The following is a 15667-nucleotide window of genomic DNA, read 5'->3' as shown; positions in this document are numbered from 1 at the left end:
GAGCACTGGCGCTGTCGTGGTTATCGCTGCCGGTACTACCAGCGTTGGCTACGCCGCACCTGCCCAAGGCGACGACGTCTTCAAGGACGCCGGGAAGATCAGCGTCAGCATCGACAAGGCCGAGGTCATTGGTGAGCAGCTGGAGAACCTGCAGATCGGTAAGGGCGCCACTGTGGCGGTCACCGACACTGACAGCCTGGTTACTGCCCAGCTCTCTGTGGATAACACCGCAGTCAGCGAAGGCGGCAAGATCACTTACACCGTCACCCTGGTGAGCGCTGATCCGAAACTGTCGGTTACCGACCATAAAGGTCTGACCTTCACCCTTACCGACGGCACTGTAGTGACCGTGAAGGCTGGCGAATCGACCGGTTCGAAGACCGTAACCGCGCCGGACAACGTCTACGTCAACGATCCGGTGACCATCACGCAAGAGCTGGTCAAAGTCGAAGGCAAAGGTACCGAGCAGTTCGAGAAGCTCGAACTGGACGGCACCAAAGTCCAAACCACAGTCAGCGATGAGCCGGGCACTCCTGGCAACGAAGGCGACCTGGTCAAGGTCACTATCACCGCCGACCAGACCTCGGTCGACGAAGCGACTCAGCCGTCGTTCACCGTGACCTTGAACAAGGCGCTGGACAAGCCGCTGACCGTAACTCTGGATAACGGCACTGTGCTGCAGTTCGCCGCGGGTGAGATTACCAAGTCGTTCGAGGCGAAAGCCCAAGGCGATGACGTCTTCAAAGACGCTGGCAAAATCACCGTCGGCATCGACAAGGCTGAAGTGGCGGGCGAGCAGTTCGAAAACCTGCAGATCGGTAAACCAGCGTCGGTCACCGTCACCGATACCGACAGCCTGGTCACTGCCCAGCTCTCTGTGGATAACACAGCGGTATCTGAAGGCGGCAAGATCACCTACACCGTGACCCTGGTGAGCGCTGATCCGAAGCTTTCGGTCACCGACCACAAAGGTCTGACCTTCACCCTGACCGACGGCACCGTCGTGACCGTGAAGGCTGGTGAGTCCACCGGTTCGAAGACCGTAACCGCGCCGGACAACGTCTACGTCAACGATCCGGTGACCATCACGCAAGAGCTGGTCAAAGTCGAAGGCAAAGGTACCGAGCAGTTCGAGAAGCTCGAACTGGACACCACCAAGGTCGAGACCACCGTTACTGACGAGCCGGGCACTCCTGGCAACCCAGGCGGTAGCAACGAAGGCGATCTGGTCAAGGTCACCATCACCGCTGACCAGACTTCGGTCAACGAAGCCACAGAGCCGACCTTCACCCTGCACCTGAACAAGGCGCTGGATAAAGACCTGAGCATCACCCTGAGCACCGGTGCTGTCGTGGTTATCGCTGCCGGTACTACTAGCGTTGGCTACGCCGCCCCTGCACAGGGCGACGACGTCTTCAAAGATGCTGGCAAGACCACAGTGAGCATCGACAAGGCTGAAGTCATTGGCGAGCAGCTGGAGAACCTGCAGATCGGCAAACCGGCGTCGGTCACCGTCACCGATACCGACAGCTTGGTCACTGCCCAGCTCTCTGTGGATAACACTGCGGTATCTGAAGGCGGCAAGATCACCTACACCGTCACCCTGGTGAGCGCTGATCCGAAGCTGTCGGTCACCGACCACAAAGGCCTGACCTTCACTCTGACTGACGGCACCGTTGTGACCGTGAAGGCCGGTGAGTCGACTGGATCGAAGACTGTTACCGCGCCGGACAACGTCTACGTCAACGATCCGGTGACCATCACGCAAGAGCTGGTCAAAGTCGAAGGCAAAGGCACTGAACAGTTCGAGAAGCTCGAACTGGACACCACCAAAGTCCAGACCACCGTCAGCGATGAGCCGGGCACTCCTGGCAACGAAGGCGATCTGGTCAAGGTCACCATCACCGCTGACCAGACCTCGGTCAACGAAGCCACAGAGCCGACCTTTACCCTGCACCTGAACAAGGCGCTGGATAAAGATCTGAGCATTACCCTGAGCACCGGCGCTGTCGTTGTCATCGCTGCCGGTACTACCAGCGTTGGCTACGCCGCACCTGCCCAAGGCGACGACGTCTTCAAGGACGCCGGGAAGATCAGCGTCAGCATCGACAAGGCCGAGGTCATTGGCGAGCAGCTGGAGAACCTGCAGATCGGTAAGGGCGCCACTGTGGCGGTCACCGACACTGACAGCCTGGTTACTGCCCAGCTCTCTGTGGATAACACCGCAGTCAGCGAAGGCGGCAAGATCACTTACACCGTCACCCTCGTGAGCGCTGATCCGAAACTGTCGGTTACCGACCATAAAGGTCTGACCTTCACCCTTACCGACGGCACTGTAGTGACCGTGAAGGCCGGTGAGTCCACCGGTTCGAAGACTGTTACCGCGCCAGACAACGTCTACGTCAACGATCCGGTGACCATCACGCAAGAGCTGGTCAAAGTCGAAGGCAAAGGTACCGAGCAGTTCGAGAAGCTCGAACTGGACGGCACCAAAGTCCAAACCACAGTCAGCGATGAGCCGGGCACTCCTGGCAATCCAGGCGGCAGCAACGAAGGCGATCTGGTCAAGGTCACCATCACCGCTGACCAGACCTCGGTCAACGAAGCCACAGAGCCGACCTTTACCCTGCACTTGAACAAGGCGCTGGATAAAGATCTGAGCATTACCCTGAGCACCGGCGCTGTCGTTGTCATCGCTGCCGGTACTACCAGCGTTGGCTACGCCGCACCTGCCCAAGGCGACGACGTCTTCAAGGACGCCGGGAAGATCAGCGTCAGCATCGACAAGGCCGAGGTCATTGGCGAGCAGCTGGAGAACCTGCAGATCGGTAAGGGCGCCACTGTGGCGGTCACCGACACTGACAGCCTGGTTACTGCCCAGCTCTCTGTGGATAACACCGCAGTCAGCGAAGGCGGCAAGATCACCTACACCGTCACCCTGGTGAGCGCTGATCCGAAGCTGTCGGTCACCGACCACAAAGGCCTGACCTTCACTCTGACTGACGGCACCGTTGTGACCGTGAAGGCCGGTGAGTCGACTGGCTCGAAGACCGTTACCGCTCCGGACAACGTCTACGTCAACGATCCAGTGACCATCACTCAGGAACTGGTCAAGGTCGAAGGCAAAGGGACTGAACAGTTCGAGAAGCTCGAGCTGGACACCACCAAGGTCCAAACCACCGTTACGGACGAGCCGGGTACTCCTGGCAACCCAGGCGGCAGCAACGAAGGCGACCTGGTCAAGGTCACCATCACCGCTGACCAGACCTCGGTCAACGAAGCCACAGAACCGACCTTCACCCTGCACCTGAACAAGGCGCTGGATAAGGATCTGAGCATCACCCTGAGCACTGGTGCTGTCGTGGTTATCGCTGCCGGTACTACCAGCCTTGCCTACGCCGCACCTGCACAGGGCGATGACGTCTTCAAGGATGCTGGCAAGACCACGGTCAGCATCGACAAGGCTGAAGTCATTGGCGAGCAGCTCGAGAACCTGCAGATCGGTAAGGGCGCCACTGTTGCGGTCACCGACACTGACAGCCTGGTCACGGCTCAGCTCTCGGTAGACAACACCGCAGTCAGCGAAGGCGGCAAGATCACCTACACCGTCACCCTGGTGAGCGCTGATCCGAAGCTGTCGGTCACCGACCACAAAGGCCTGACCTTCACTCTGACTGACGGCACCGTTGTGACCGTGAAGGCCGGTGAGTCGACTGGCTCGAAGACCGTTACCGCTCCGGACAACGTCTACGTCAACGATCCAGTGACCATCACTCAGGAACTGGTCAAGGTCGAAGGCAAAGGGACTGAACAGTTCGAGAAGCTCGAGCTGGACACCACCAAGGTCCAAACCACCGTTACGGACGAGCCGGGTACTCCTGGCAACCCAGGCGGCAGCAACGAAGGCGACCTGGTCAAGGTCACCATCACCGCTGACCAGACCTCGGTCAACGAAGCCACAGAACCGACCTTCACCCTGCACCTGAACAAGGCGCTGGATAAGGATCTGAGCATCACCCTGAGCACTGGTGCTGTCGTGGTTATCGCTGCCGGTACTACCAGCCTTGCCTACGCCGCACCTGCACAGGGCGATGACGTCTTCAAGGATGCTGGCAAGACCACGGTCAGCATCGACAAGGCTGAAGTCATTGGCGAGCAGCTCGAGAACCTGCAGATCGGTAAGGGCGCCACTGTTGCGGTCACCGACACTGACAGCCTGGTCACGGCTCAGCTCTCGGTAGACAACACCGCAGTCAGCGAAGGCGGCAAGATCACCTACACCGTAACTCTGGTGAGCGCTGATCCGAAGCTGTCGGTCACCGACCACAAAGGTCTGACCTTCACTCTGACTGACGGCACCGTTGTGACCGTGAAGGCCGGTGAGTCGACTGGCTCGAAGACCGTTACCGCTCCGGACAACGTCTACGTCAACGATCCAGCGACCATCACTCAGGAACTGGTCAAGGTCGAAGGCAAAGGGACTGAACAGTTCGAGAAGCTCGAGCTGGACACCACCAAGGTCCAAACCACCGTTACGGACGAGCCGGGTACTCCTGGCAACCCAGGCGGCAGCAACGAAGGCGATCTGGTCAAGGTCACCATCACCGCAGACCAGACTTCGGTCAACGAAGCCACAGAGCCGACCTTTACCCTGCACCTGAACAAGGCGCTGGATAAGGATCTGAGCATCACACTGAGCACTGGCGCTGTCGTGGTTATCGCTGCCGGTACTACCAGCGTTGGCTACGCCGCCGCTGCACAGGGCGATGACGTCTTCAAGGACGCCGGGAAGATCAGCGTCAGCATCGACAAGGCCGAGGTCATTGGCGAGCAGCTGGAGAACCTGCAGATCGGCAAGGGCGCCACTGTTGCGGTCACCGACACTGACAGCTTGGTTACTGCCCAGCTTTCTGTGGATAACACCGCAGTCAGCGAAGGCGGCAAGATCACTTACACCGTAACTCTGGTGAGTGCTGATCCGAAGTTGTCGGTTACCGACCACAAAGGCCTGACCTTCACCCTGACCGACGGCACTGTTGTAACCGTCAAGGCTGGCGAGTCGACGGGCTCGAAGACCGTTACCGCTCCGGACAACGTCTACGTCAACGATCCAGTGACCATCACTCAGGAACTGGTCAAGGTTGAAGGCAAGGGCACCGAACAGTTCGAGAAGCTCGAGCTGGACGGCACCAAAGTCCAAACCACCGTCAGCGATGAGCCGGGCACTCCTGGCAATCCAGGCGGCAGCAACGAAGGCGATCTGATCAAGGTCACCATCACCGCCGACCAGACCTCGGTCGACGAAGCGACCCAGCCGTCGTTCACCGTGACCTTGAACAAGGCGCTGGACAAGCCGCTGACCGTAACCCTGGATAACGGCACTGTTCTGCAGTTCGCTGCGGGTGAGGTCACCAAGTCGTTCGAGGCGAAGGCCCAAGGCGACGACGTCTTCAAAGACGCTGGCAAGATCACCGTCGGTATCGAGAAAGCTGAAGTGGCGGGCGAGCAGTTCGAAAACCTGCAGATCAGCACGCCTGCTTCGGTTGCCGTGACGGACACCGACAGCCTGGTCACTGCCCAGCTCTCGGTAGACAGCACCGCAGTCAGCGAAGGCGGCAAGATCACCTACACCGTCACCTTGGTCAGCGCCGATCCGAAACTGTCGGTCACCGACCACAAAGGCCTGACCTTCACTCTGACTGACGGCACCGTTGTGACCGTCAAGGCTGGCGAATCGACTGGCTCGAAGACTGTTACCGCGCCAGACAACGTCTACGTCAACGATCCAGTGACCATCACTCAGGAACTGGTCAAAGTCGAAGGCAAGGGCACTGAACAGTTCGAGAAGCTCGAACTGGACACCACCAAAGTCCAAACCACCGTCAGCGATGAGCCGGGCACTCCTGGCAACCCAGGCGGCAGCAACGAAGGCGATCTGATCAAGGTCACCATCACCGCCGACCAGACCTCGGTCGACGAAGCGACCCAGCCGTCGTTCACCGTGACCTTGAACAAGGCACTGGACAAGCCGCTGACCGTAACCCTGGATAACGGCACTGTTCTGCAGTTCGCTGCGGGTGAGGTCACCAAGTCGTTCGAGGCGAAGGCCCAAGGCGATGACGTCTTCAAAGACGCTGGCAAGATCACCGTCGGCATCGAGAAAGCTGAAGTGGCGGGCGAGCAGTTCGAGAACCTGCAGATCAGCACGCCTGCTTCGGTTGTCGTGACGGATACCGACAGCCTGGTTACTGCCCAGCTTTCTGTTGATAACACCGCCGTCAGCGAAGGCGGCAAGATCACCTACACCGTCACCTTGGTCAGCGCTGATCCAAAACTGTCGGTCACCGACCACAAAGGCCTGACCTTCACCCTGACTGACGGCACCGTCGTGACCGTGAAAGCGGGCGAGTCGACCGGTTCGAAGACCGTCACCGCACCGGACAACGTCTACGTCAACGACCCGGTGACCATCACGCAAGAGCTGGTCAAGGTTGAGGGCAAGGGCACCGAACAGTTCGAGAAGCTCGAGCTGGACGGCACCAAAGTCCAAACCACCGTCAGCGATGAGCCGGGCACTCCTGGCAATCCGGGCGGCAGCAACGAAGGTGACCTGGTCAAGGTCACCATCACTGCTGACCAGACTTCGGTCGACGAAGCGACCCAGCCGTCGTTCACCGTGACCCTCAACAAGGCACTGGACAAGCCGCTGACCGTGACCCTGGATAACGGCACTGTTCTGCAGTTCGCTGCGGGTGAGGTCACCAAGTCGTTCGAGGCGAAGGCCCAAGGCGATGACGTCTTCAAAGACGCTGGCAAGATCACCGTCGGTATCGACAAGGCTGAAGTAGCGGGCGAGCAGTTCGAAAATCTGCAGATCGGCACGCCTGCTTCGGTTGCCGTGACGGACACCGATAGCTTGGTTACTGCCCAGCTTTCTGTGGATAACACTGCTGTATCTGAAGGCGGCAAGATCACGTACACCGTGACCCTGGTGAGTGCAGATCCGAAACTGTCGGTCACCGACCACAAAGGCCTGACCTTCACCCTGACTGACGGCACCGTCGTGACCGTGAAGGCCGGTGAGTCCACCGGTTCGAAGACTGTTACCGCCCCGGACAATGTCTACGTCAACGATCCAGTGACCATCACTCAGGAACTGGTCAAGGTTGAAGGCCAAGGCACCGAGCAGTTCGAGAAGCTCGAACTGGGCACCGAGAAGGTGTCGACCGTTGTTTCCGACGAGCCTAACGGCCAAGGCGACCTGATCAAGGTCACCATCACCGCCGACCAGACCTCGGTCGACGAAGCGACCCAGCCGTCGTTCACCGTGACTCTGAACAAGGCACTGGACAAGCCGCTGACCGTAACCCTGGATAACGGCACTGTTCTGCAGTTCGCTGCGGGTGAGGTCACCAAGTCGTTCGAGGCGAAGGCCCAAGGCGACGACGTCTTCAAAGACGCTGGCAAGATCACCGTCGGTATCGAGAAAGCTGAAGTGGCGGGCGAGCAGTTCGAAAACCTGCAGATCAGCACGCCTGCTTCGGTTGCCGTGACGGACACCGACAGCCTGGTCACTGCCCAGCTCTCGGTAGACAGCACCGCAGTCAACGAAGGCGGCAAGATCACCTACACCGTCACTCTGGTGAGTGCTGATCCGAAATTGTCGGTCACCGACCACAAAGGCCTGACCTTCACCCTGACTGACGGCACCGTCGTGACCGTGAAGGCTGGCGAGTCGACTGGCTCGAAGACCGTTACCGCGCCAGACAACGTCTACGTCAACGACCCCGTGACCATCACGCAAGAGCTGGTCAAGGTTGAAGGCAAGGGCACTGAACAGTTCGAGAAGCTCGAGCTGGACACCACCAAAGTCCAAACCACCGTCAGCGATGAGCCGGGCACTCCTGGCAATCCGGGCGGCAGCAACGAAGGCGACCTGATCAAGGTCACCATCACCGCCGACCAGGCCTCGGTCGACGAAGCGACCCAACCGTCGTTCACCGTGACCCTGAACAAGGCACTGGACAAGCCGCTGACCGTAACTCTGGATAACGGCACTGTGCTGCAGTTCGCTGCGGGCGAGATCACCAAGTCGTTCGAGGCGAAGGCCCAAGGCGACGACGTCTTCAAGGACGCTGGCAAGATCACCGTCGGCATCGAGAAAGCTGAAGTGGCGGGCGAGCAGTTCGAGAACCTGCAGATCAGCACGCCTGCTTCGGTTGCCGTGACGGATACCGACAGCCTGGTTACTGCCCAGCTTTCTGTTGATAACACCGCCGTCAGCGAAGGCGGCAAGATCACCTACACCGTAACTCTGGTGAGCGCTGATCCGAAGTTGTCGGTCACCGACCACAAAGGCCTGACCTTCACCCTGACTGACGGCACCGTCGTGACCGTGAAGGCCGGTGAGTCCACCGGTTCGAAGACCGTCACTGCACCGGACAACGTCTACGTCAACGATCCAGTGACCATCACTCAGGAACTGGTCAAAGTCGAAGGCAAGGGTACTGAACAGTTCGAGAAGCTCGAACTGGACGGCACCAAAGTCCAAACCACCGTCAGCGATGAGCCGGGCACTCCTGGCAATCCGGGCGGCAGCAACGAAGGTGACCTGGTCAAGGTCACCATCACTGCTGACCAGACTTCGGTCGACGAAGCGACCCAGCCGTCGTTCACCGTGACCCTCAACAAGGCACTGGACAAGCCGCTGACCGTGACCCTGGATAACGGCACTGTTCTGCAGTTCGCTGCGGGTGAGGTCACCAAGTCGTTCGAGGCGAAGGCCCAAGGCGATGACGTCTTCAAAGACGCTGGCAAGATCACCGTCGGTATCGACAAGGCTGAAGTAGCGGGCGAGCAGTTCGAAAATCTGCAGATCGGCACGCCTGCTTCGGTTGCCGTGACGGACACCGATAGCTTGGTTACTGCCCAGCTTTCTGTGGATAACACTGCTGTATCTGAAGGCGGCAAGATCACGTACACCGTGACCCTGGTGAGTGCAGATCCGAAACTGTCGGTCACCGACCACAAAGGCCTGACCTTCACCCTGACTGACGGCACCGTCGTGACCGTGAAGGCCGGTGAGTCCACCGGTTCGAAGACTGTTACCGCCCCGGACAATGTCTACGTCAACGATCCAGTGACCATCACTCAGGAACTGGTCAAGGTTGAAGGCCAAGGCACCGAGCAGTTCGAGAAGCTCGAACTGGGCACCGAGAAGGTGTCGACCGTTGTTTCCGACGAGCCTAACGGCCAAGGCGACCTGATCAAGGTCACCATCACCGCCGACCAGACCTCGGTCGACGAAGCGACTCAGCCGTCGTTCACCGTGACCTTGAACAAGGCGCTGGACAAGCCGCTGACCGTAACCCTGGATAACGGCACTGTGCTGCAGTTCGCTGCGGGTGAGATCACCAAGTCGTTCGAGGCGAAAGCCCAGGGCGACGACGTCTTCAAGGACGCTGGCAAGATCACCGTCGGCATCGAGAAAGCTGAAGTGGCGGGCGAGCAGTTCGAGAACCTGCAGATCAGCACGCCTGCTTCGGTTGTCGTGACGGATACCGACAGCCTGGTTACTGCCCAGCTTTCTGTTGATAACACCGCCGTCAGCGAAGGCGGCAAGATCACCTACACCGTCACCTTGGTCAGCGCTGATCCAAAACTGTCGGTCACCGACCACAAAGGCCTGACCTTCACCCTGACTGACGGCACCGTCGTGACCGTGAAGGCCGGTGAGTCCACCGGTTCGAAGACCGTCACTGCACCGGACAACGTCTACGTCAACGATCCAGTGACCATCACTCAGGAACTGGTCAAAGTCGAAGGCAAGGGTACTGAACAGTTCGAGAAGCTCGAACTGGACGGCACCAAAGTCCAAACCACCGTCAGCGATGAGCCGGGCACTCCTGGCAATCCGGGCGGCAGCAACGAAGGTGACCTGGTCAAGGTCACCATCACTGCTGACCAGACTTCGGTCGACGAAGCGACCCAACCGTCGTTCACCGTGACCCTGAACAAGGCACTGGACAAGCCGCTGACCGTAACTCTGGATAACGGCACTGTGCTGCAGTTCGCTGCGGGCGAGATCACCAAGTCGTTCGAGGCGAAGGCCCAAGGCGACGACGTCTTCAAGGACGCTGGCAAGATCACCGTCGGCATCGAGAAAGCTGAAGTGGCGGGCGAGCAGTTCGAGAACCTGCAGCTCAGCACGCCTGCTTCGGTTGCCGTGACGGATACCGACAGCCTGGTTACTGCCCAGCTTTCTGTTGATAACACCGCCGTCAGCGAAGGCGGCAAGATCACCTACACCGTAACTCTGGTGAGCGCTGATCCGAAGTTGTCGGTCACCGACCACAAAGGCCTGACCTTCACCCTGACTGACGGCACCGTCGTGACCGTGAAGGCCGGTGAGTCCACCGGTTCGAAGACCGTCACTGCACCGGACAACGTCTACGTCAACGATCCAGTGACCATCACTCAGGAACTGGTCAAAGTCGAAGGCAAGGGTACTGAACAGTTCGAGAAGCTCGAACTGGACGGCACCAAAGTCCAAACCACCGTCAGCGATGAGCCGGGCACTCCTGGCAATCCGGGCGGCAGCAACGAAGGTGACCTGGTCAAGGTCACCATCACTGCTGACCAGACTTCGGTCGACGAAGCGACCCAACCGTCGTTCACCGTGACTCTGAACAAGGCACTGGACAAGCCGCTGACCGTAACCCTGGATAACGGCACTGTGCTGCAGTTCGCTGCGGGTGAGGTCACCAAGTCGTTCGAGGCGAAGGCCCAAGGCGACGACGTCTTCAAGGACGCTGGCAAGATCACCGTCGGTATCGAGAAAGCTGAAGTGGCGGGCGAGCAGTTCGAGAACCTGCAGATCGGTGCCCCGGCGTCGGTGGAAGTCACCGATACCATCGACATCGTCAAAGCGACCCTGACTGCCGATAAAACCAGCGTCACCGAAGGCGGCTCGATCACCTACACCGTGACCCTGAGCAACCAGGACAACCTGAGCGTCAAAGACCACAAAGGCCTGACCTTCGACCTCGGCGGTGGTACCACCCTGTTCATCGAAGCCGGCAAATCCAGCGGCACGGTCATCGTCAAAGCCGCTGACGACGTCTACCTCGGTGGTCAGCCAGCGATCGTCAAATCGATCGTCAGCGTCACCGGCGGTGAGGTGTTCGAGAACCTGATCACCCAAGGCAGCACCTCGACCACCGTCAGCGACGAAACCGGCTCGGGCACGCCTGGCACCGGCAACCAGGGCGATTTGGTCAAGGTCACCATCACCGCCGACCAGGCCTCGGTCAACGAAGCGACCAAGCCGACCTTCACCATCACCTTGAACGAGAAGCTGGACAAACCGCTGACCGTTACCCTGAGCACCGGCGACACCGTGGTGTTCGCCGCCGGCGAGACCAGCAAGGTCTACACCGCGAAAGCACAGGGCGAAGACGTCTTCAACGACGCAGGCAAGCTCGTCGTCAGCATCGACAAGGCTGAAGTGGCCAACAAGCAGTTCGAGAATCTCGAGATTGGTGCCCCGGCGTCGGTTGAAATCACCGATACCATCGACATCGTCAAAGCGACCCTGACTGCCGACAAAACCAGCGTCACCGAAGGCGGCTCGATCACCTACACCGTGACCCTGAGCAACCAGGACAACCTGAGCGTCAAAGACCACAAAGGCCTGACCTTCGACCTCGGCGGTGGTACCACCCTGTTCATCGAAGCCGGCAAATCCAGCGGCACGGTCATTGTCAAAGCCGCTGACGATGTCTACCTCGGTGGTCAGCCAGCGATCGTCAAATCGATCGTCAGCGTCACTGGCGGTGAAGAGTTCGAAAACCTCATCACCCAAGGCAGCACCTCGACCACCGTCAGCGACGAAACCGGCTCGGGCACGCCTGGCACCGGCAACCAGGGCGATTTGGTCAAGGTCACCATCACCGCCGACCAGGCCTCGGTCAACGAAGCGACCAAGCCGACCTTCACCATCACCTTGAACGAGAAGCTGGACAAACCGCTGACCGTTACCCTGAGCACCGGCGACACGGTGGTGTTCGCCGCCGGCGAGACCAGCAAGGTCTACACCGCGAAAGCACAGGGCGAAGACGTCTTCAACGACGCAGGCAAGCTCGTCGTCAGCATCGACAAGGCTGAAGTGGCCAACAAGCAGTTCGAGAACCTGCAGATCGGTGCCCCGGCGTCGGTTGAAGTCACCGATACCGCCAGCTTGGTGACCGCCAAGCTGACCGTGAACACCAACAGCGTCATTGAGGGTGGCCCGATCACCTACACCGTGACGCTGGTGAGCGCGGATCCAGCGCTGTCGGTTACTGGCCACAACGGTCTGACCTTCACCCTGACCGACGGCACGCTTGTGACCATCAAGGCTGGTGAGGCCAGTGGTGTGGCCACCATCAACGCGCCGGATGACGTATTCATGGGCGGTCAGGCTACGATCTCCAAGCAGATCGTGACGGTTGACGGCGGTGGCGAGTTCGAAAGCCTCAACCTGGACCGCACCGAAGTGAGAACTGCCGTGGCCGACGAGGCGGGCAGTGGTACCGGCAATGTCATCGGCAACACGGGTGACAAGTTCACCCTCACCATCGTCGGCCAGGGCGACGTCTTCGAGAACGAGAAGCCGGGCTTCCTGATCAAGCTGAGCGAAAAACTCGACCAGGCGCTGACCGTCAAGCTGAACAATGGCGACACTGTGGTCATTGCCGCAGGATCGACCGAGTACCTGTATCAGGCGCCTGCGCAGGGTGATGATCCGTTCAAGGACGCCGGCACCCTGGTGGTCGGTATCCAGAGCGCAACCGTCGTTGGCAAGACCTTCGAGAACCTGGTGATTGGCGACGCTGCCAGCGTCAACATCAAAGACACCATCGATACGGTCTACGCCAAGATCAGCATGGTCGGTACCAGCTCCGTCATCGAAGGCGGCAACCTGACCTACAAAGTCGAGTTGGTGGACAAGTCTGGCAACCTGGTGTCCGTGCCAGCCGGCAAATCGGTGGCCGTGAACCTGGAATGGAGCGGTACCGCTTCGAGCAATGACTTCGACGGCACTCGTCCCACCACCGTTACCATCTCGGGCGGGTCGAACAACGCCACCTTTACCGTGAAAACGATCGACGACACCCGGATCGAAGACAACGAGACGTCGATTGCCACGATCAAACAAGTGGTCGACACCAATGGTGTCTTCGAAGACTTGGCCATCAGCGCCCAGAAAAGTGCTACCGGCACCATCGTCGACAACGACCGTGGCCCGGTCATTGCGGGCGGCGACACTGCCACCATCCTGGAAAGCGGCGCAGCCGGCAAAGCCGATGTGGTGCTGGTCCTCGACCGTTCGGGCAGCATGGGGCCTGCCGGTAACGGCAACGGCGGTAGCGACCCGGATGGTCCTGGTGGCTACAGCTCGCGCATGGACATGCTCAAGGATGCAGTCAAGAAACTGTTCGACTCCGAGACTGTGCATGCGGTGTTCATTGTCTCGTTCTCAGACACCACCACCTTCCACTCCTCGGGCGTAAACGGCGGCTGGTACACCAATCTGGACGACGCCTACGACGCGATCAAGTCGCTTCAGGCGCGGGGCAATACCCACTACGACGATGCGCTGGCCAAGGTGGCCAGCAGCTACCAGGCACCTCCACCGGGCGGTAGCAAGCTGGTCAGTATCTTCATGTCTGACGGTGTGCCGACCAACAAACACTCGGCCAACGAAACGACATGGACCAACTTCCTCAAGGACAAGGGGTTCGATGACTCCTATGCCGTAGGCTTTGGCGGCCTGAGCACCAAGGACAAGGATTACCTTGAGCCTATCGGCTGGAAGCAAGGCGAAACCGTCGATCAGATCACCAAAGGCAATGCCGACGATCACGTGCTGGCAGTCGATACCTCGGTCGATGCACTGACTCAAGCGCTGGTTGGAACCGTGACCGGGAGCACCGTGTCGGGTGACCTTACCTCCAACGCGACCAGCGGCACCGCGGGTTGGGCAGCCGACGGCTGGAAGCTGAAATCGGTCGAGTTCAATGGCGTGACCACGGTGTTCACCAGCGCCTCTGACATCAAGACCATCAATCTGGGCGATGTCGGCAAGCTGGTTGTCAAAGGTGACGGAAGCTACTCGTTCTCGGGCAAGGACGACTTCGATACGGCTAGCTCGGTATCGGCTGTGGTCAAGTTCACGGTCAGAGACACGAATGGCGTGACGGCATCGTCGACCCTGACGCTGACGGTCAATGACCGTAGCGACCCGATCGCGAAGAATGATGATGTCACTGCCACGCTGACGTCCAAGTCCGTCATGGGCGCCCCTACAGATGTAATGCTGGCGACCTTCTCCAGCAATGAGGCGAACGCGTGGAAGTTCCAGAACCCGCTGGATCGGGACTCTCTCGATCTGTCGGACAAGTCGGGCCGCTGGCAGGTGACCTCGCTGGTGGGCACTACCGCGGATGCCGGGGTCAGTTCGGCTAACAACCCAACATTGGTATTGACTGACCGCAACGGCGAAAGCTCCGGCGATGCGGGTATGCTCACGCCGATCTACACCGCAGTTGGCGGCGAAACCCTTTCGTTCACTGCCAGCGCTTCGCTGTCTACCGTGAACTACTGGTTCTCAAGCGAGCGAGATACGGCCAACTGGACGCTGTACAAGAGCACCAACGGTACCAACTGGTCGGTTGCAGGTGGGGGCGCGATTGCCAACGGCTCCTCCACGATTACAACGGGGGTGTTGGAAGCGGGTAGCCAGTATCGCGTGCTCCTGAGTGTTCACGACGATACCTCCAACTGGTACACCGGCAATGCGTCGGTCAGCTTCGATGACTTCAAAGTGACGGTTCCAGGTGCTCCGACGATTGAGTGGTCTGCCTCGCCGATAACCGGTTCGGTAACCACCAACGACTCGTTGGGCACCAATGGCGAAACCTCGACGCTGTCGGTCAAGGTCAATGGCGCATGGGTAGAGGTACCGATCGGCGGGACGACCGTTACTGGCCAATATGGCAGCCTGACGATCAGCAAGGACGGTTCGTACACCTACGCGCCGGTGGCCGACAAGAATGGTGCAGGCCATGTAGATCAGTTCGACTACAAGCTGACCCAACCTGACGGCGATACCGACACGGCCCACCTGTACGTAACGCTTACCGCCACTGGCCCGGGTGCAACTTCGGCAATGACGCCAGCCTGGACCGAGGGTAACGATACGCTGCTGGGCAGCGCCGGCAACGACATCATCTTCGGCGGTGCCGGTAACGACTACCTGACCGGCGGCAAGGGCAACGACACCCTGACCGGCGGCAGCGGCGCCGACACCTTCATCTGGAAAGCGGGCCACACCGGCAACGATGTGATCACCGACTTCAAGGCCTCCGAAGGTGACCGTATCGACCTGAGCGACCTGCTGCAGAACGAGAAGGGCAGCACCATCGACAACTACCTGAAGATGATCACCGTCCAGGGTGAAACGGTCTTGCAGATCAGCAGCGATGGCAAGCTCAACGTGCAGGACGGTGCCAACCACGTGGATACCACCATCACCCTGCAGGGCAACAACTGGTCGAGCAGCACGATCAACTCGTTGATCAGCGGTGCCGATCCGTTGATCAAGATCGACAACAACAACAGCTGA

General features: G+C 59.5%; 1 protein-coding gene (only partly in view). It reads left to right on the top strand.

What is annotated here, in order from left to right; all coding sequences use genetic code 11:
• Positions 1–15667: the 3' portion of an immunoglobulin-like domain-containing protein gene (locus J3B00_RS01560; protein WP_209875178.1), read on the top strand. Its footprint begins 11357 nt before the window's first position; the window shows 15667 of its 27024 coding nt (coding positions 11358–27024); its start codon lies off the left edge, out of view; the stop codon is at positions 15665–15667.

It is taken from the genome of Pseudomonas sp. BP8, assembly GCF_017875955.1.
GTDB lineage: Bacteria > Pseudomonadota > Gammaproteobacteria > Pseudomonadales > Pseudomonadaceae > Aquipseudomonas.
The sequence above is the reverse complement of the archived record's forward strand: the minus strand, read 5'-3'. Positions and strand labels throughout refer to the sequence as shown.